This is a genomic window from Streptomyces sp. NPDC057424 (assembly GCF_042803315.1).
Lineage (GTDB): Bacteria > Actinomycetota > Actinomycetes > Streptomycetales > Streptomycetaceae > Streptomyces.
Map to the genome: position 1 here is coordinate 1 of NZ_JBHVCP010000040.1, position 18,219 is coordinate 18,219.

Below are 18,219 nucleotides of genomic sequence, written 5' to 3' on the forward strand. Positions count from 1 at the left end.
CGGCCGTGGACGACCTTCATGACCTCGTCCCCGTCGAGCCCGTGCCGCTCGGCCCGACCAGCACAGCGGCGATACCGGCGATGATTCCGGTGTTGGAGTCGGCGCCGGTCTCGGCGAGGTTGGAATCACCGGCCGGGGCGGGCGCGTTGGCCGCAGGCGAGGTGCTCTGGCTCTCCGACGGCGTCGGAGCAGGGCTCTCGGTCTCCTCGGCCGGCTGCGACGGGGAGGCCGACGGGGTCGGGGTCGCCGGGGGAGCCGAAGCCGAGGGCTCCTCCTCCTTCTTGCAGGCGGTGGCCGGGGTGACGAGGTTCGGCTTGATGTCCTCGTCGACGTAACGGGAGGCCTTGACGTGGATGCGGTACTCGGCGTTCGGCTGCCAGTCCTCGGCGAAGGTGATGGTGGTGCCTTCGCGCGAGCCCTTGACCACCTGCTCGCCGATCTTCTTCACGTCGGCGCCGTTGTTCTCGAGGTACACGGTGACCGTCGCCGGGATGCCGGCGGGGTCCACGTCGGTGACGGTGATGACGCCCTTGTCGCCGTCGCACTTCGCCTCGGCGGAGAACTCGCTGATGTCGCAGGCGAGCGCGTTGCCTGCGGCACCGAGCGCGAGCGCGGCCGAGGCGGAGACGACACCGAGGACGCGCACGGCGCGTGCGCGGCGGGATACGGACAGAACTGCCACGTTTGTCCTTTACAGGATTGCTAAAGCGGGGGGCTGAGGCAGTGCTGACTGGACATCAGCACCACCGTGAGACTCACAGGTCTATAAGCGCTGCATAAGCAGTGTCAACGCATATGCAGGGTGCAAGCACTTGCTTTGCCTTCTTATTAACCGCCGAGACGTTTCAACGCCTCCGGCGCCTCCTCGATCCGCTCCACCAGCGCGATCCGCGTCTCCATAGAGCGCCCCCCGGCCAGCGACCGGAGCAGCGGCCACGCGGGCAGCTTCTCCGTCCAGTGCGCGCGGTTCACCAGGACCATCGGCGTCGGCTCACCGCGTGACTCGTAATAGTTGGGCGTCGCGTTGTCGAAGATCTCCTGGACGGTCCCGGCGGCACCCGGCAGGAACACCACACCCGCGTTGGACCGGGCCAGCAGGCCGTCCTCGCGGGTGGCGTTGGCGAAGTACTTGGCGATGTGGGAGGCGAAGGCGTTCGGCGGCTCGTGGCCGTAGAACCAGGTCGGGATGCCCACCGAACGGCCGCCCTGCGGCCAGCGGGTGCGTATCTCGAAGGCCGCGGCGGCCCACTGGGTGATCGACGGAGTGAAGTGCGGTGCTTTGCCGAGGAGTTCGAGTGACTCGGTGAGCATCTCGTCGCCGAACGGGGCGGCGTACGCGCCGAGGTTCGCCGCCTCCATCGCGCCCGGGCCGCCGCCGGTGGCGATCGTGAAGCCGGCGCGGGCCAGCTCCCGGCCGAGCCGTGCGGCGCCGGCGTACTCCTCGGTGCCCCGGGCCATCGCGTGGCCGCCCATGACGCCCACGACCCGGGCGCCGGACAGGAGTTCGTCGAGCGCGTCCGAGACGGAGTCGTCGTGGACCGCGCGGAGCACGGACGCGTAGATGTCGCGGTCCGCCTTGGTGCGCTGGAACCAGGCGTAGGCGAGGGCGTCGGGGGTGGCCTCGTAGCCGTCGGCCAGCGACTCGAAGAGTTCGTCCGGCGAGTAGACCAGGCCGCGGTACGGGTCGAACGGCAGGCCCGGGACCGGCGGGAAGACCAGGGCGCCGTCGCTGCGGACCTTCGCGGCCGCGTCGTCGCGCATCGCACAGCCGAGGAAGACCGCGCCCGACGTGTCCGTGGTGAGCAGTTCGCGCGTACGGTCCGTCAGATCGACGGCCTGGACGCGGTGTCCGGCGAGGGTGCCGCGCGCCGAGACGGTCGCGTCGAACTCCTCGAGGGTCTCTATCTCACGGTCGTCGTGGTGGGCCGCATGGGCGGGCATCGTCTGCACCCGCCCATGCTGGCACAGCGCCTCTCAGCCCTCGACGGCCGCCGGGTCCATCCACACGACCTCGAAGGTGTGGCCGTCCACGTCGTCGAAGGCGCGGCCGTACATGAAGCCGTGGTCCTGGGTCTCGCCCGAGACGGAACCGCCCGCCGCGACCGCCTTCTCGACCAGCTCGTCGACCTTCTCGCGGCTCTCGGCACTCAGCGCGAGCAGCACCTCGCTGGTCTTCGTCGAGTCCGCGATCTCCTTCTTCGTGAACTGGGAGTACTTCTCCTTGGTGTGCACCATCACCACGATGGTCTCGCTGATCACGACCGATGCGGTGGTGTCGTCGCTGAACTGCTCGTTGATCGTGAAGCCCAGCTCCGTGAAGAACTTCTTGGAGGCGCCGAGGTCGTTGACGCACAGGTTCACGAAGATCATCTGCTGGTACATGCGAAGACTCTCTCTACGGGGTCCGTGTCGTTACGCGGGGATAGACCGGGGGCCCGCGCGGAACTCATCGCCGTGCCGAGATTTTTTTCGTACGAGTTTTCCAGTGGAGGCTCAGCGCGCCAGGGGCAGCGCCGCCAGCTCCGCGACCGTCAGGGCGAGCGGACCGAACAGGGCGAGCAGCGCGCCCGCGCGGAGAGCGGCGGCACTGCGCAGCATCGTGGCGGGGGCACCGAGCCGCAGCAGTGCGGCGGTGGTGCCGGCGCGGGCCTGCCGGGCCTCGACGGCGGCCGTGAGGAGCGTCGCCGTGGTGCAGCCGGTCACGAGCAGCACGCCGAGGGTGGTGAGCGGGCCGAGCGAGAGTCCGTCCGGGGCGTGCAGCAGCGCCATGGCCCAGGCGGCGGACAGGACCGCGCAGACGATCCCCAGGGGGCGTCCGATGCGGACGGCCTCCGCCATGAGGATGCGGCCGGCCAGGAGCCGCAGGGCGCCGGGGCGGGCCGACTGGAGCAGCCGCCCGCACAGGTGGGTCAGGCCCGGTCCGGCCAGGGCCAGGCCGACGGCGGCCAGTGCCCAGCCCGCCATCACGCCGGGGGACGCGCCGGAGAAGGAGAGGTCGGGGGGTGTGGGGGCGGTGCGGCTCGTGTAGCTCTCCACGGCGAGGCCCGCGGCCAGCAGGGTGATGCCCCAGGGGAGACCGGAGGGGGCGGCGACGGTGTCCGGCAGGGGCGCGTCGGGGGCCGCTGACTCGCCGGGGGCGGCGGGCGCCGCGGCGCCCGGGTCCGGGTGACTTGCCCATGCCCCGGCGGGGCTGATGGCTCCGGCCGCGTCCGGCGCCGCCGCGCGCGGACTGAGCCGCTGGGCGGCATCGCCTGCCTGGGCGCTCGCGACCGCCGCTTCCGATGAGGCCGGGGCCACGGCGCCCGGGTGGACAGCGGGCGGTCGGGCGGGGTCCGCGACCGCGCTCACCGTTGCGCCGGGACCCGATGCCGCCGGCGAGGCCGACCCGCTCGTCCGGGCCGCGGGCGGCCCGCTGTGCGTGGCCGGCCCGGCGGTACGGCCTTCCGCGGACCGGATGATCTGCCGGCCGAACCTGCCGTACGCCCCGAAGGTCTCGCGGGTGCCGGTGCGCCGGTACGCGCCGAAGCGGCCGCACATCCGGGCCGCCCGGGGCCCGGCCGGCCCCGCCTCACGCGGCCGCAGGGCCAGCGCCACCGCCACCGACGCGCCCACGGGCACGAACGCCAGCAGGGTCAGGGCGCCCGGCAGCGGCAGCGGCTGGTCCGCGGCCAGGGAGCCGGCGGCGGCACCGTCGAAGGGCATGCCCGTCAGGTCGCCCCGCAGGTGCAGGAAGACGAGCAGGGCCAGCATCGAACCCAGCGTGCAGGACAGGGCCGTCGTCGTCGCCGAGACGGCCATCATGCGCACCGGGCCGAGGCCGATCGCCGAGAGGCCGGCGCGGGGCTTGGTACCGGGGTCGGTCCGGGCCACCGCGACCGCGAAGTACACCGTGGCGGCCAGCGGGGCCGCGCACCAGGCCAGCCGCAGCAGGGCGGCGCCGGGGGAGCCGGGGTGGCCCAGTGCGTAGCCCAGGGCGCAGAGCAGCAGGAAGCCCGTGCCCGCCGAAGCCGCCGCGACCATCAGGCGGCGCAGCTGAACGGCGGGGTGGGCACCGCGGGTCAGACGGAGAGCGAGCACGCGGCCCGGCCTTCCGGCTCGGCGTTCTCACTGACCGGCGGCAGGTGCAGGGTCTGGACGCGCCGCCCGTCGAGCAGGGACACGGTGCGGTCGGCGAGGGCCGCCGTCTCCGGGTCGTGGGTGGCCAGGACGACGGTGATGCGGTGGGACCGGGCCGCCGTGGTCAGGGTGCGCAGCACATGGGCACGGTCGGCGCGGTGCAGGGGCGCGGCGGGCTCGTCGGCGAACAGGACCGACGGCGCGGGGGCGAGGGCACGGGCGATGCAGACCCGCTGGCGCTCGGCCTGCACCAGCTGGTGTGGCCGTTTGCGGGCGCTGTCGCCGATGTCCAGGCGCTCCAGCCACTCCAGGGCCGCGGTCTTGGCGCGGCGCCGGCTGGTGCCGCGCAGCATCAGCGGCAGGGCGGCGTTCTCCCAGACGTTGAGCTCCGGGACCAGGGAGGGAGCCGGGTCGATCCAGCCGAAGCGGTCGCGACGCAGCCGCTCGCGGGTGAGGGGGCCCATGGTGTGCACGGGCACGCTGTTGAACCAGACCTCGCCGCGCCGGACGGGCACCAGGCCGGACAGGCACCGCAGCAGGGTCGTCTTGCCACTGCCGCGCGGTCCGCTGAGCGCGAGGATCTCACCCTCGCGCACGCCGATCGAGACGCCGCAGAGCGCGGGCGAGCCGTCGTCGTGCTGGAAGTGCAGGGCGCGTGCCCAGAGCACGTCGTTGTCCGGCGGGGCCTCCATGCGCGTACACCTCGGTTCAGATCCGTAGTTCCCGTGCCATCCCCCGTGCGGGGGAACGAAGGGAGGGCCGATCGGTCACTGGGCACGCTAGGCAGAAGGCGGCGGGACGCCGGACAGCACGCGGCCCCGGGCCGCCGTTTCTCACTCGAACGGGCGGTACCGGGGCCGGTGTTGATCATCCAGGCAGACGATCTGAGCGACGGGCGTCAGAGCTTCGTCCACGCCTCCGTAAGGGTGGCGCGCAGGATCTGCTCGATCTCGTCGAACGTCGACTGGTCGGAGATCAGTGGCGGGGCGAGCTGGACGACCGGGTCGCCGCGGTCGTCGGCGCGGCAGTACAGGCCGTTGTCGTAGAGCGCCTTGGAGAGGAAGCCGTACAGGACGCGCTCGGTCTCCTCGTCGTCGAAGGACTCCTTGGTGTGCTTGTCCTTCACCAGCTCGATGCCGTAGAAGAAGCCGTTGCCGCGGACATCGCCGACGATCGGCAGGTCGTGGAGCTTCTCCAGGGTGGCGCGGAAGTTGCCCTCGTTGTCCAGCACGTGCTGGTTGAGGTTCTCGCGCTCGAACAGGTCGAGGTTGGCCAGGCCCACGGCCGCGGAGACCGGGTGGCCGCCGAAGGTGTAGCCGTGCAGGAAGGTGTTGTCTCCCGTGTAGAACGGCTCGGCCAGGCGGTCGGAGATGATGCAGGCGCCGATCGGGGAGTAGCCCGAGGTCATGCCCTTGGCGCAGGTGATCATGTCCGGCACGTAGTCGAACTTGTCGCAGGCGAAGTAGGTGCCCAGGCGGCCGAAGGCGCAGATGACCTCGTCCGAGACGAGCAGTACGTCGTACTGGTCGCAGATCTCGCGGACCCGCTGGAAGTAGCCGGGCGGGGGCGGGAAGCAGCCGCCCGCGTTCTGCACCGGCTCCAGGAAGACCGCGGCGACCGTGTCCGGGCCCTCGAAGAGGATCTGCTGCTCGATCTGGTCGGCGGCCCAGCGGCCGTAGGCCTCGGGGTCGTCGCCGTGGATCGGGGCGCGGTAGATGTTGGTGTTGGGGACCTTGTGCGCGCCCGGGACCAGCGGCTCGAAGGGGGCCTTCAGGGCCGGCAGGCCGGTGATGGACAGGGCGCCCTGCGGGGTGCCGTGGTAGGCGACCGCGCGCGAGATGACCTTGTGCTTGGTGGGCTTGCCGGTCAGCTTGAAGTACTGCTTGGCGAGCTTCCAGGCGGTCTCCACCGCCTCACCGCCGCCGGTGGTGAAGAAGACCTTGTTCAGGTCGCCCGGGGCGTGCCCGGCGAGACGCTCGGCCAGCTCGACGGCCTTGGGGTGGGCGTAGGACCACACCGGGAAGAACGCGAGCTCCTGCGCCTGCTTGAAGGCGGTCTCGGCGAGCTCGACCCGGCCGTGCCCGGCCTGCACCACGAACAGGCCGGCGAGGCCGTCCAGGTAGCGCTTGCCCTGGTCGTCGTAGATGTACGTGCCCTCGCCCCGGACGATGGTGGGGACGGGAGCCTTCTCGTACGACGACATGCGCGTGAAGTGCATCCACAGGTGGTCGTACGCGGTCTGGGAGAGGTCCTTGCTCACGGCTATCGGGTCCTCACGATCATCGGGTTCCCCACATGTAGGTCTGCTTCTTGAGCTTGAGGTAGACGAAGCTCTCGGTGGAGCGCACTCCGGGCACCGCCCGTATGCGTTTGTTGATGACGTCCAGGAGGTGGTCGTCGTCCTCGCAGACGATCTCCACCATCAGGTCGAAGGAACCCGCGGTCATCACCACGTACTCGCATTCGGACATGGCCGACAGCGCGTCCGCGACCGACTCCACGTCGCCCTCCACGTTGACGCCGACCATCGCCTGTCTGCGGAAGCCCACGGTGAGTGGGTCCGTGACGGCGACGATCTGCATCACGCCCTGGTCGAGCAGCTTCTGGACGCGCTGGCGCACGGCCGCCTCCGACAGGCCCACGGCCTTGCCGATGGCGGCGTACGGCCGGCGGCCGTCCTCCTGGAGTTGCTCGATGATGGCGAGGGACACGGCGTCCAGCTGCGGCGAGCTGCCGTTCCTGGACTCGCGGGAGGGCTCGCGGGGCTCCCGCGACCCCTTCTGGTCTGCGCTTCGACTGGCCACGAGGTCACTGTGCACGAGGTCTCGACACTTCCGCAAGCCTCGATCAATGAAATCCGTTGTTTCGGTAGCTCACTCCTGCGGATTCCGCACGATCGAAGGGAGCGGGGGTGTTGAAAACGTGGGTCGGACGACTAGGGTGGGTGTCTCAAGTACTGGACATCCGAACTGGAGGGCCGGCAGTGAGCACCGAGCTGCGTCGCTTGCGCAACTACATCGGCGGTGAGTTCCGGGACGCCGCCGACGGACGGACCACCGAGGTGGTCAATCCCGCGACGGGCGAGGCGTACGCGACCGCTCCGCTGTCCGGGCAGGCGGACGTGGACGCCGCGATGGCGGCGGCCGCCGAGGCCTTTCCCGGCTGGCGCGACACCACGCCCGCCGAGCGCCAGAAGGCCCTGCTGAAGATCGCGGACGCCTTCGAGGAGCGCGCCGAGGAGCTGATCGCGGCCGAGGTGGAGAACACGGGCAAGCCGGTCGGGCTGACCCGCTCCGAGGAGATCCCGCCGATGGTCGACCAGATCCGCTTCTTCGCGGGCGCGGCGCGGATGCTCGAGGGCCGCTCGGCCGGTGAGTACATGGAGGGCCTGACCTCCATCGTGCGCCGGGAGCCGGTCGGCGTCTGCGCGCAGGTCGCGCCGTGGAACTACCCGATGATGATGGCCGTGTGGAAGTTCGCCCCGGCGATCGCGGCGGGCAACACCGTCGTGCTGAAGCCGTCCGACACCACCCCCGCCTCGACGGTCCTCATGGCCGAGATCATCGGCTCGATCGTCCCCAAGGGCGTCTTCAACGTCATCTGCGGTGACCGCGAGACCGGCCGCATGATGGTCGAGCACGAGACCCCGGCGATGGCCTCCATCACCGGCTCGGTGCGCGCCGGCATCCAGGTCGCCGAGTCCGCCGCCAAGGACGTCAAGCGCGTGCACCTGGAGCTGGGCGGCAAGGCCCCGGTCGTGGTCTTCGAGGACACCGACATCGCGAAGGCCGTCGAGGACATCTCGGTCGCCGGCTACTTCAACGCCGGCCAGGACTGCACCGCCGCCACGCGCGTGCTCGTCCACGAGTCCATCCACGACGAGTTCGTCTCCGCGCTGGCGAAGGCCGCCTCCGAGACCAAGACCGGGCAGCCGGACGACGAGGACGTGCTGTTCGGCCCGCTCAACAACCCCAACCAGCTCAAGCAGGTCGAGGGCTTCATCGACCGGCTGCCCGCGCACGCGCGCGTGGAGGCCGGCGGCAAACGGGTCGGCGACAAGGGCTACTTCTACGCGCCGACCGTCGTCTCGGGCCTGAAGCAGGACGACGAGATCATCCAGAAGGAGGTCTTCGGCCCGGTCATCACCGTGCAGTCGTTCTCCGACGAGCAGCAGGCCGTCGAGTGGGCCAACGGCGTCGAGTACGCGCTGGCCTCCTCCGTGTGGACCAAGGACCACGGCCGCGCCATGCGGATGTCCAAGAAGCTCGACTTCGGCTGTGTGTGGATCAACACGCACATCCCGCTGGTCGCCGAGATGCCGCACGGCGGCTTCAAGAAGTCCGGCTACGGCAAGGACCTCTCGGGGTACGGCTTCGACGACTACACGCGGATCAAGCACGTGATGACGTCGCTGGACGCGTGAGCGGACCCGACACCGCAGAGCGGCCCCGGACGGCTGGATCCGTCCGGGGCCGCCGCGTGCTCAGGCGTTGTTCGCGCTGGACGGACCGAAGAACTCGATCTCCGCGATGGCGACCTGCTTCTTCGCCGAGATGCCGTAGGCGGACTCGATCGTGAAGCGGACGGCGCTGACCTCGCCGACGCGGAAGGAGCGCCGCTGCGGGCCCGCCCCCTGGTCGAGGGTCAGCCGGCGGGTGGTGGTCCGGCCGTCCTTGCCGGTGATCGTGGCCAGGATGCGGTGCGGCAGCGCCGACTTGGCGAGCTGGTCGGCGCGCGTGGACGTGCCCGGCGTGATGATCAGGTCCAGCAGCCGGGTGGGCTGGTCGAACCGGGCCTCTATGTACTGGCCCTGACCCGACTGGGACACGCCCGGGCCCCACCAGGTGTCGTTGAGCTTGTCGAAGACCAGGTCCGGCTTGTGGCCGGGGTAGGAGCGCGAGGCGTTGTAGCGGTCCGGGGAGACCGGGGCGCGCTTGGCGAAGTGGTCGCGGGTGGCCTGGATGCCCGCCGGGATGTTGACCGCCAGCGCGATCAGCAGCGACAGGACGATCGCGATGCCCAGCCAGGACAGGACGCGGTCGAAGGCGCGGCGCAGCCGGGGGCGGTCGCCCGCCCAGGGCGTCTCCGGGCTGCCGAAGGGGCCGAGCCGCCGCCACCAGGGGAGCCGGGCCGGGGCGGGTCCGTCACCGGCCATGGGCATCGCACACCGTGCGCAGAAGTGCCGCTCGGGGCGGTTGCGCGTCGCGCACCAGGGGCACGGGGAGCCGCCGTCGAGGCCGTGCTCCTCGCCCGGGGCCCGGACGGCCTCGGGGCGCTGGGGGGCGGGGCGGCCGGGCAGGACGGGGGCGACGGAGGGTTCGGCGGCGGGGCGGGGTTCGGCGTCGGTGACCGGGACGAGGAGCCGGCGGGCTCGGTCGGTCATGCCGTGCGGATCTGCGGGGCGCGGGTGCGGGTGCGGCTGTGTGGCTGGGGGGACGGGCTGGGTGGGGGCGGTTTCGCCGGGGGCGGGTTGCCCGGTGGTGCGCGGAGGGCTCGCGTGATCGTCGGGGGTGCCGGGCCGGGGCGCGGGGTGCCGCGGGGCCGGTCGGAACGCGCCGGTGGCTTCGCCGGTGGTGGCGGTGGCGGCTGTGGACGCGCCGGGCTGTGCCGTCCTGTCCGTGTTCTGCCGGTCCCGGGAGGTGAGGGGCAGGCCGGTCCCGCCGTCCGGGCGTGCGAAGGCGTCCCAGCCGGGCTCGGGCTCGGGTGAGGACGCCGGGGAGGGCGACCTGCGGGAGTCGGCGCCGGAACCGGCCCGGGCGGTCGAGGACACCGCGGAGGATCCGCCGGCCGACTCGCCACGGGCCGCTCCTGCGGAGTGGGCAGGCTGGTGGACGTCGGGTCCTTCGGCCGGGGTGGAGGGGTGGAGAGGCCGGTGGGCGCCGGGTCCTTCGGTGGGGGCGGTGGAGTGGGGGGTCCTGGCGGGGTGGGGAGGTCCCTCGGCCCCGGGGCCGCCGGTCGGGCTGGTGGTTCGGGGCGGGGTGATGGGGCCCGGGGCTTCGGGGTCGTCGGCCGTGCCGGAGGTCCGGGGCGGCCCGTCGGCTTCGGAACCGTTCGCCGGGTGGGAGGGCCGGGAAGGGCCGGTGGCGCCGGCGGGTTCGGGTGTCCTGGGCGATCCTGCCGGGCGGTCCGTCCAGCTCAGTACCGACCCGCATGCGTCGCAGAACGACTGGCCCGGTTGCGCGCGGGTGCCGCAGTCGGCGCAGTTCTGGGGGGTCGTCATGGGTGCGGGGTCCTCTCGGGGGTGGCGGTCACCTGGACGGTGTAGGGCATGTGGGCGGGGCGGGCCGCGGACACGAGGGTGTCCAGGCGGTGCCGGTCCGCGGGGGTGGGGGCGGGCAGGCGCAGGTGCACGTGCAGGCGGGGGCGCGGGTCGCCGGGGAACGGGCCCAGGGGGCGGGCGTCCCACGACGCGCCGCCGCTCTCCGTGATCTCGGGCTCGACGCCGAACGCCAGCCGGACCGCCTCGGCCAGACCACGCCGGGTGCCGCGGATGCGGTGCAGATACGCGGCGGCGGCCACGGCGGCCCGAAGCAGCGGCTCGGGTTCGTCGCCCTCGGTCTCCGCGCCGACCCAACTGCCCAGCCACTGGGCGAAGTCGAGCGGCGCGAGGGACGGGCGGAAGTAGGTGTCGAGACAGTCCAGCACGCTCAGGATGGGGGCGACCACATCGTCGAGCCCGCCCACGAACCGCTGGGCCAGGTCGTCGTCGGCGAACACGGCCGGCAGCATCACGCCGATCGGCGCGGACGATCCGAGACCGTCGATGGAGCCCCTCATACGCTGCTCCGCTTCGGGATCCGGCCCATCGGGATCCGGCCCATCGGGATCCGTCCCATCGGGATCCGGCCCATCGGGATCCTGCTCATCGGGATCCGGCCCATCAGGATCCGTCTCCGATCACCCGGACGCGGTGGTCGAAGGAGAACACCAGCGACGGCGCCGACAGATCGATCCGGTCCGTCGGCTCGCCCCGTTTGCCGGTGAGCGGGTCGGCGGGGTGCAGGATCACCTCGTCGACCAGTTCGACACCCGGTACGCGCTGCAGCACCGCGAACACCTCCCCGGCCTGGACCGGCCGCCCGAACGGCCAGCCCGTGCCGTCCGCACCGCCGGTCAGCGGATCGAGGTGCCGATACAGGGCGTCGTGCGCCTGCCGGCGCACCCGGTCGGTGTCGACGCCCCGGAACGCGTGCACCGTGGCCACGACCGTGACGCCCTGGTAGTACGGCGGCCCCACCGCCAACCGGGTGCCGATCAGGCGCCGTTCGTCCAGATGCCGGGTGATGCGGTCCAGCAGGGCGTCGCCGGGCACCAGTTGCTCGAAGCGCAGCCGGCCGCCGGGATCCGGCACGGCCTGCGGGACCACCAGGACCCGTACCGCGTAGGCCCCGTGCTCGCCCTCCTTGCCCTCCAGACACGTGATGCGTGCCGTCTCCGGAGCGGCGCGGCGGGCCAGCTCCTCGTAGTCGCGCAGGGTCACGGCCCGCTCCTGGGCGCGCAGCGTGATCGGCGCCCGGACCTTGGCCTCCTCGACCGTCTCCCCGTCCACACCGCCGCGCGCGGCCTCGCGGTTGACGACCTCGGAGACGTACGGGATGGAGGTGCGCAGGATCCGCACGGCACCGCGCGCCACGTTGCCCGCGCGGCCACCGCCCGTGCGGTACCGGCGGGCCCGCACGGGGGCGCCCTTGGGGGCGACCGTCCCGTACTGCCGCAGGGAGCCGTCGGGTTCGCGCACGGCCGGTCCGAAGGCGATCTCGCCGGTCGTCGCGTCGAGGGTGATGTGCCGGTCCCGCGGCCCCGACGACGCGAAGTTCGGGACGACCCGCCAGTCCGCCCAGCCGTCGTGCTCGGCGGTCTGCAGCAGCACCGGCGGGTCGTCGCCGACCACCGGTGCGTGCGCCAGCCGCAGCCGCTGCCCCGGCAGCCCGGTGGACTCGCCGAGCGCCTCGTCGTGGACCGTCTCCGCGTGCACGGCGCCGGTGGTGCCGCCGATCGTGAACGCCTCGGCGGCCCGCACCGTGGGCGAGGTGGTGTAGAAGGGCTGATTCGGCAGGGGGTCGGTGACCCGGCAGCGCAGCCAGCCCGCCTCCTGGCCGGCGTTGCGGGACAGCACGTGCCCGCCGGGGACGTGCAGGACGACCTCGCCGGGCCGGTTGAGGCCGCCGGTGCCGTCCCGGTCCACCTCGCAGGGCTGCCAGCCGTCCGCGGTCCACGCCTCCCACACCAGCGGCGGCTGCCGCGGGTCCACTCCGACGCCGTCCACCCGGCTGTCCAGCTCCAGGGCGACCGCGCAGTGCGGCACCGCCGCCGTCAGACCGAGCAGCATGGCGTCACCGGGGCCGGGCGACTCGGCGAAGCACAGCAGGTCCTTGTCCTCCTCGGCGAGGTCGTGCGTCCGGTCGGCCACCGGCTCGCCCCGGAGCTGCACCAGCAGGTGGCGCAACGCGCAGGGCACCACCGCCAGTTCGCGCTCGGTCGCGAAGACGACCGCCTCCTCGCTCTCGGTGCGCAGCGTGGCGACCTCCGTGCCGACCGGCACCCGCACCGGCGCCTCCTGCGGCGCCGACAGCCAGAACGTCACGTCGGTGCGGGCCGCGGACGGCGGGAACAGGGTGATCCCGACGAGGTCCAGGAACGCCAGATGGTTCTTCTCCGGCACCCGGTTCAGCCGGTAGACGATCTGGTCGGCCATGTGGGCGACCGTCTCGACGAGGGTGACGCCCGGGTCGGAGACGTTGTGGTCGGTCCACTCCGGGGCGCGCTGCTGGATGTAGCGCTTGGCGTCGTCGACGAACTGCTGGAAGCGGCGGTCGTCGAGGTTGGGGGAGGGCAGGGCCATCAGTGGTCGCTTTCGGGGGCGGCGCCCGCGCCGGGGGCGTCGGGCTCCTCGTGGGACGGAATGACGTAGAACGGGAAGACCAGACTGCGCGGGTTGTTGGTGCCGCGGATCGAGTAGCGGACGTCGATGAAGAGGACGCTCTGGTCTCCGCCGGCGGTGACCTCGACGTCGTCGACCTCGATGCGCGGCTCCCAGCGGTCCAGGCTGACGTACACCTCGTGCTGGATGCGGCCCGCCGTCTGCTCGTTGACCGGCGCGAACACCAGGTCATGGATCGCGCAGCCGAAGTCCGGCCGCATCGGCCGCTCGCCCGGCGCGGTCGACAGCACCAGCCGGATCGCCTCCTCGACCTCCCGCTCCCCGCTGACCAGGGCGATCCCGCCGGTCGGCCCGATGCGCAGCGGGAACGACCAGCCGGAGCCGACGAACTGCTCGGCCATCAGAAGCACACCCTGTCTTTCCTGGTCACGGTCACGGTCGCGGTCACGGGATCGGCATCGGGACGGGGATGGTGGTGACGCCGAACACCTTCGATCCGATGAGCGTGGTCGGGGCCTTGATCGTCGTGTTGACGAGCGAGTTGATCTGCACGGTGCCGCCGCCGGTGAGGTTCGCGATGCCCTTCGCGTCCAGGTTCAGCGCGCCGAGCGCGTTCACGCTGATCGCTCCGGCGGCCCGCACGTTGACCAGACCGCCGCCCTGGATACTCAGCGGGCCGCCGCTCTTGATGGTCAGACTGCGCCGGGCGCTGAGGCTGAGATCGCCACCGGCCTCCACCGACACCGACCGGCTGCCCTTGATCGTCACCGAGCCCTTGCTGTCCACGACGATCTCGGTCTTCGTCCGGTCCAGGTTGATGGTCAGCTGCTTGTCGCCGGAGACCAGCCGGACGCCCTGCTTGCGGCCGCCGGTCTTCTGGCTGAGCAGGTCCATCCGGTTGCCGTCCCGGTCGGAGACGGTGTGCCGGCTCGCCTTCTTGCGGACCGTGTCGTGCAACGGCACGTCACCGACGGCGGTCGGCTTGTCCCGCCCGTTGTAGAGCCCGCCGATCACGAACGGATGGTCCAGGGCACCGCGGTCGAACGCGACCAGCACCTCGTCGTTGACGTCCATCGGGAACACCCCGCCGCCGCCCAGACCGCCCAGCTGCACGGTCCGCGTCCAGTCGCTGACGTAGGTGTCGTCCAGCCACGGGAACTGCAGTCGCACCCGCCCTTGCTTGAGCGGGTCGTTCACGTCGGTGACGAGCGCGTTGGCCACGCCGGGCAGCCGGGGCGCGGCGGGCGTCCCGCCCGAGGCCAGCCCGTACAGCGAGCGCCACTGCCGTCCGCTGACCGTCACCCACGCCTCGTAGTGCTTGCCGTCGCCGAAGTCGTGCCGCACCGAGGTGACGGTGTACTTGCCCTCGAAGGGCACGCCGACATCGGCCAGCGCGACCGGAACTCCCGGGCGCAGCTTGGGGTTTCCGCGCGCGACGACCTCCAGCTCGGCGAACGAGCCGGTGACGTCGTCGGCCAGGGCGTCGGCGGCGAACTTCACCTCGCTCTGCTTGTCGTAGGGCGTGCCCGTCTCCACGAGCTTCGCCTCCTTGAACGTCCCGGCCGCCGCGCCCGGGGTGGTGCCGATGGTGATGCCGGGGTTGCCGGTCGCGGGCGCGGTGGCGGTCAGCTTCTTCTTGGTGGTCACGTCCCATCCGCGCGACTCGACCCTGGCCACCTGGTCGGCGGCGGTGACGGCGGCCCGCAGGCGCAGGATGTCGTGCCCGCCCTGGAGGACGAACGGGCTCTTGTCGCCGTCGGTGTCCGGGGAGGGCGCGCCGGAGGCCGACTTGGGCCTCACGAACCGGAACCTGCCGTCCGCGTCCACCGACATGACCATCTCGTTCTCGTCGGCGAGCCGTGCGAGGAAGTCCCAGTCGGTGACGTTGGACTGGCTGATGAACTCGTACACCGTCTTCGTCGAGTCGATCCGCCCGATCGGCACACCGTCCTTGCCGGCGAGCTTGCGGGCGATGTCCGAGGCGCTCTGGTTGCGGTACGCGGCCACCCGGCGCTGGCGCAGCAGGCGGTGCCCGAAGTCGTAGCCGCGGACGACGGTGTAGCTGCCGGTGCCGTCGTAGTCGGCCTCCAGGCCGGTGACCTCACCGGTCAGCAGCGGATCACCGGCGCCCTCGCCGTCGGCCACCGGTGCGAACACCACCTCGGTGCCGAAGGTGATGCCCAGCTTGCCCAGCAGCAGCCGGTACGGGTCGCGGAACGTCAGCCGGAACGCGGCCGGGACACCGACGCCCTGGTCGACGTGGCTCTCCACCAGGTCCGGAACGAACTCGGGCGGCAGCGGGGCGCCGCCGATCTTCACGTCGACGACGCTGACGAAAGCGGACTGCACCATCAGGAACGCACCTCCTCGGCGGCCGGCAGCACGAGTTCGACGCCGGTCGGCAGCCGCGACGGGTCGTCGATGCCGTTGGCCTCCGCGATGGAGCGCCACGCGGCCGCGTTGCCGTACTCCCGCCAGGCCAGCGACTGGAGCGAGTCGCCCGCCACGACCCGGTGCACGCGCTGTGCGGTGAGGGCGCCGGAGGTCGGGTTCTGCCCCTTCGTCTTCATCGGGATCTCGTGCAGCTGCACCCGGCAGGTGGCGCGGATGGGCACGCCGGTCGTCGAGAACAGCGTGTAGTCGGCCGCCACGGAGCTGACGTACGCCGTGAACCGGGCCGTCGAGAACGACCCCCACTGGAAGACGACCCACGGCGGCGACGGCTGCTTGGCTGCGATGCTCTTGGTCGTCACCTCGCAGCAGGCGAGCAGCGAGTCGACCTTCTTCATCACGGAGTTGCTGGTCGGCTCGTCGGAGGAGTCCAGGAAGATCTCGACGGCCATCTCACGCGGTTCCGCTCCCATGAACTCCGGGAGCGGCCCCACCCGTTCGGTCTGGGCGGGGGTCGCCTTCCACTGGGCCCGGCGGGTCAGCGACAGCTGCGCCGGGTTGAAGTCGAAGTCGAACGTCTTGATGATCCCGCCGGGTGTCCTGCTCTTGCCCTTCGGCGGTTCGTGAATGGCGAGCGTGGCGCGGATGAGGCTCTTGCCCGCGCCCCTCTTGCTGCCCTTGGCCATGATGTCCCGTTCCTCCCCTCGGTTCGTTCCGCTTGTTCCGTCGGTCCGTCGGTCCGTCGGTTCCGTCCGTTCCGCTCAGTCCGTGAACCCGTGGTGGGTGATCTCCAGAACCTCGGTCGCCACGGCCGGGTTGGCCGGGTCGAGGGTGGGGCCGGTCCAGCTGACCGGCAGCACGTCGATGAGCCCCCACCGGGCGACCTCCGACCCGTCGGCGCGCAGCGCCGCGATCTGGGCGGTGGGCCGCTTGATGCCCGTCTGCAGCGACGAGATCCACTTGGCGACCTTCGTGGTGTCCGGGGTGAGCGGACGGGTCAGCCGGATCGTCGAGAACGACACGCGGGTCGGCAGCTGCCAGACGAAGCCGTTGTTGCCGCCTTCCTGGCGCTGCTCGATCTCCACCTGCGAGGACAGCCCTTCGCATCCGTTGAAGTAGCCGAGGCTCTCGCCGTCGATGCTGAGGGTGAACCAGATGGTGGAGCCCGGATCCTGGCGGGACATCGCGGGTGGGCCTTTCTGTCGTTCCGGGGCGGCTGGAGGGCCGGTCAGTGGCGGGGGTCGCGGAGCCGGCCGACGCGTTCGCGGTCCAGGCGCAGTTCTGCGCGGATCAGACGGGTGATGCGGCCGATGATGCGGTGCACGAGTTCGTCCAGCTGGAAGTCGGTCAGCTCACGGGGGTCGAAGGCCCCGGCGGGGACTTCCGTGTAGGCGGGCGGGGGCGGCGGGCCGGCCGGGGGTGTGTAGGGGGGCGGGGGATCGGAGTGGCCGGTGGGGGGAGCCTCCTGGTTGGTGGGGGGAGCGGCCTGGTTGGTGAGGGTGGTGGCGACCGTGGCTGCGGCGGCTGCGGCGAGGGCTCCGGTGGCGGAGGGGGGCGAGGCCTTGGGCACCGTCTTGGGCTTCTTGCGGAAGAGGTGCTGGACGACGGGGAGGGGTGGTTGGAGGGCGGGGGCGCGTTGTGCGGACGGCTGGGGCGGTGGGGGTGTCGCGGGGGGTGTGCTGCCGGGAGGCGGGGTCGCTGGGGTGGGGCCGAGCGGCCGGGTCGCGCTGGTGGGAGCGGTGGGCACGGGAGCGCCCAGGGGGGAGCGGCGGGGGGTGGGCGAGCCGGCGTCGGCCGTGCGCGAGGGAGAGGGAGGCGATGCGAGGGTGGGCCGCGCGGTGAGGGGGGCACCGAGGCCGAGGCGAGGGGGGCGGTGCGTGGTGCTTCGCTGGACGGGAGGCGCGGCGGCCGGGGGCGCTTGCTTGGCGGGGTTGTCCGTCCCCCGCGCGGTGGTGGGCCCCTTGGAAACGCGGTCGGGGTGGGGCACGGCCTGCGTGGGGCCGGGTGCCGGGGTGTCGTTGGCGGCGGGGCTCGTGGCGTCGTGAGGGGTGGGTGCGGGGGAGTGGCCGGGGAGCGTTGTCCGCTGGACATCCGGGACCGGCGTCGAGGCGTGGCGATGCGTGGCCCCGGCCGGTGCCGACGGGGAGGCGGGTGTGGTGGGGCCGGGGTGGCCGCCGCCGGGTGCGGGGGCGGTGGTGGAGGGGGTGCTGCGGGGCTGGGGCGGCGCGGTGGCACTGATCGGGGTCGTACGGGTGTGGTGGCCGGAGGCCGAAGGGGTGCGCTGGGGGTGAGAGGCAGGGGTGGTGCCGGTCGAGGCCGGCGGAAGCCGGTGGCCCGGGACCGAGGGGGTGTTCCGGGGGGGGGGGGCCGGTTCGGTGCCGGTCGGAGCCGGACGGTCCTGGTCGCCTGGCGCCGGTGCGGGCGTCGTGGCACCGGCGTTCGAGGGCGTTCCCTGGGCGTGCGAGGCCTGGACGGCGGCACGGGGTGCTGTGGGGTTGGCCCGCTCGCCGGGCTGTAGGGCGGGGCCGGGCGTCGTACGGTCGCCGTCGGCACGTACGGGGGTGGAACGGGAGCTGTCGGGCGTCGTCCCGCTGCTGACGTCCGGGAGACGGGGCGACGGGCCGGAGTCGGCCGGGCGGCGTTGGACGGCGGGGGCCGGGCCGCTGGGGCCACCGGACGATGCGCGCGGTGCCCTGGCCGGGGGCGGCGGGGTACTCGCGGGGGTGCCGGGGGCGGGGCGTTGCGGCCCTGCCGGGCGCGAGGGCGTGACCGAGCCGGGGGGCCGCTGGGCGGAGGCTCCGATGGGGCGGGCTGAGGGCGTGGCCGGGGCG

General features: G+C 72.5%; 17 protein-coding genes. 2 read left to right on the forward strand and 15 right to left on the reverse strand.

The genetic code is table 11. The features are described from left to right. Positions 1–16: 16 nt before the first annotated feature. The 7 genes from ACFU3E_RS26835 to ACFU3E_RS26865 all read right to left on the reverse strand — a co-directional run bounded on the left by ACFU3E_RS26835 (position 17) and on the right by ACFU3E_RS26865 (position 6,935). Entirely contained in the window at positions 17–682 is a 666-nt protein-coding gene (locus tag ACFU3E_RS26835; RefSeq protein ID WP_384163293.1) for a sortase-dependent protein, read from the reverse strand. Positions 683–828: 146 nt separating this feature from the next. After that, positions 829–1,950 (reverse strand): LOG family protein, encoded by a 1,122-nt coding sequence (locus tag ACFU3E_RS26840; RefSeq protein ID WP_384163296.1) that lies wholly within the window; start codon positions 1,948–1,950, stop codon positions 829–831. Between the two features lie 24 nt (positions 1,951–1,974). Then, positions 1,975–2,382, reverse strand: a complete 408-nt coding sequence (locus ACFU3E_RS26845; protein ID WP_384163299.1) for a VOC family protein — start codon at positions 2,380–2,382, stop codon at positions 1,975–1,977. A gap of 111 nt (positions 2,383–2,493) precedes the next feature. Further along, entirely contained in the window at positions 2,494–4,077 is a 1,584-nt protein-coding gene (locus tag ACFU3E_RS26850) for a hypothetical protein (RefSeq protein WP_384163302.1), read from the reverse strand. Beyond that, a complete protein-coding gene (locus ACFU3E_RS26855; protein WP_384163305.1) occupies positions 4,059–4,808 on the reverse strand; it encodes an ABC transporter ATP-binding protein in 750 nt (249 codons plus the stop codon). The genes ACFU3E_RS26850 and ACFU3E_RS26855 overlap by 19 nt, the downstream gene beginning before the upstream one ends. A 206-nt stretch (positions 4,809–5,014) precedes the next feature. Beyond that, positions 5,015–6,376 (reverse strand): aspartate aminotransferase family protein, encoded by a 1,362-nt coding sequence (locus ACFU3E_RS26860; RefSeq protein WP_384163308.1) that lies wholly within the window; start codon positions 6,374–6,376, stop codon positions 5,015–5,017. 19 nt (positions 6,377–6,395) lie between these two features. Next, on the reverse strand, positions 6,396–6,935 hold the full coding sequence (locus ACFU3E_RS26865; RefSeq protein WP_175435010.1) for an Lrp/AsnC family transcriptional regulator: 540 nt from the start codon (positions 6,933–6,935) through the stop codon (positions 6,396–6,398). A 164-nt stretch (positions 6,936–7,099) separates the two neighbouring features. Between ACFU3E_RS26865 and ACFU3E_RS26870 the strand changes: the two genes are divergently transcribed. Continuing rightward, positions 7,100–8,539, forward strand: a complete 1,440-nt coding sequence (locus ACFU3E_RS26870) for a gamma-aminobutyraldehyde dehydrogenase (RefSeq protein ID WP_384163312.1) — start codon at positions 7,100–7,102, stop codon at positions 8,537–8,539. Positions 8,540–8,599: 60 nt separating this feature from the next. Here ACFU3E_RS26870 and ACFU3E_RS26875 read toward each other — a convergent pair whose 3' ends face one another. The 8 genes from ACFU3E_RS26875 to ACFU3E_RS26910 all read right to left on the reverse strand — a co-directional run bounded on the left by ACFU3E_RS26875 (position 8,600) and on the right by ACFU3E_RS26910 (position 17,135). Beyond that, positions 8,600–10,336 (reverse strand): NADase-type glycan-binding domain-containing protein, encoded by a 1,737-nt coding sequence (locus tag ACFU3E_RS26875; protein ID WP_384163315.1) that lies wholly within the window; start codon positions 10,334–10,336, stop codon positions 8,600–8,602. Continuing rightward, a complete protein-coding gene (locus ACFU3E_RS26880; protein ID WP_384163318.1) occupies positions 10,333–10,893 on the reverse strand; it encodes a phage tail protein in 561 nt (186 codons plus the stop codon). Before ACFU3E_RS26880 ends, ACFU3E_RS26875 begins: the two co-directional genes overlap by 4 nt. A gap of 103 nt (positions 10,894–10,996) precedes the next feature. After that, positions 10,997–12,958, reverse strand: a complete 1,962-nt coding sequence (locus ACFU3E_RS26885; RefSeq protein WP_384163321.1) for a putative baseplate assembly protein — start codon at positions 12,956–12,958, stop codon at positions 10,997–10,999. Further along, entirely contained in the window at positions 12,958–13,398 is a 441-nt protein-coding gene (locus ACFU3E_RS26890) for a GPW/gp25 family protein (RefSeq protein WP_384163324.1), read from the reverse strand. The genes ACFU3E_RS26885 and ACFU3E_RS26890 overlap by 1 nt, the downstream gene beginning before the upstream one ends. Before the next feature lie 43 nt (positions 13,399–13,441). After that, entirely contained in the window at positions 13,442–15,349 is a 1,908-nt protein-coding gene (locus ACFU3E_RS26895) for a VgrG-related protein (protein WP_384163328.1), read from the reverse strand. Next, positions 15,349–16,074: a peptidase M23 gene (locus tag ACFU3E_RS26900; protein WP_384163331.1), complete on the reverse strand. Its 726-nt coding sequence runs from the start codon at positions 16,072–16,074 to the stop codon at positions 15,349–15,351. The genes ACFU3E_RS26895 and ACFU3E_RS26900 overlap by 1 nt, the downstream gene beginning before the upstream one ends. A gap of 75 nt (positions 16,075–16,149) precedes the next feature. Next, a complete protein-coding gene (locus ACFU3E_RS26905) occupies positions 16,150–16,572 on the reverse strand; it encodes a phage tail protein (RefSeq protein ID WP_097221094.1) in 423 nt (140 codons plus the stop codon). A 44-nt stretch (positions 16,573–16,616) separates the two neighbouring features. Then, a complete protein-coding gene (locus ACFU3E_RS26910; protein WP_384163334.1) occupies positions 16,617–17,135 on the reverse strand; it encodes an extensin in 519 nt (172 codons plus the stop codon). Positions 17,136–17,508: 373 nt separating this feature from the next. Here ACFU3E_RS26910 and ACFU3E_RS26915 point away from each other — a divergent pair, with 373 nt between their 5' ends. Next, positions 17,509–17,679, forward strand: a complete 171-nt coding sequence (locus ACFU3E_RS26915; protein ID WP_384163337.1) for a hypothetical protein — start codon at positions 17,509–17,511, stop codon at positions 17,677–17,679. The last annotated feature ends 540 nt before the right edge of the window (positions 17,680–18,219 follow it).

Excerpts from the sequence above, each read along its gene's own strand:
- ACFU3E_RS26845 (WP_384163299.1), bottom strand. The coding sequence starts at position 2,382 with ATGTACCAGCAGATGATCTTCGTGAACCTGTGCGTCAACGACCTCGGC.
- ACFU3E_RS26855 (WP_384163305.1), bottom strand. The coding sequence starts at position 4,808 with ATGGAGGCCCCGCCGGACAACGACGTGCTCTGGGCACGCGCCCTGCAC.
- ACFU3E_RS26875 (WP_384163315.1), bottom strand. The coding sequence starts at position 10,336 with ATGACGACCCCCCAGAACTGCGCCGACTGCGGCACCCGCGCGCAACCG.
- ACFU3E_RS26880 (WP_384163318.1), bottom strand. The coding sequence starts at position 10,893 with ATGAGGGGCTCCATCGACGGTCTCGGATCGTCCGCGCCGATCGGCGTG.
- ACFU3E_RS26885 (WP_384163321.1), bottom strand. The coding sequence starts at position 12,958 with ATGGCCCTGCCCTCCCCCAACCTCGACGACCGCCGCTTCCAGCAGTTC.
- ACFU3E_RS26890 (WP_384163324.1), bottom strand. The coding sequence starts at position 13,398 with ATGGCCGAGCAGTTCGTCGGCTCCGGCTGGTCGTTCCCGCTGCGCATC.
- ACFU3E_RS26895 (WP_384163328.1), bottom strand. The coding sequence starts at position 15,349 with ATGGTGCAGTCCGCTTTCGTCAGCGTCGTCGACGTGAAGATCGGCGGC.
- ACFU3E_RS26900 (WP_384163331.1), bottom strand. The coding sequence starts at position 16,074 with ATGGCCAAGGGCAGCAAGAGGGGCGCGGGCAAGAGCCTCATCCGCGCC.
- ACFU3E_RS26905 (WP_097221094.1), bottom strand. The coding sequence starts at position 16,572 with ATGTCCCGCCAGGATCCGGGCTCCACCATCTGGTTCACCCTCAGCATC.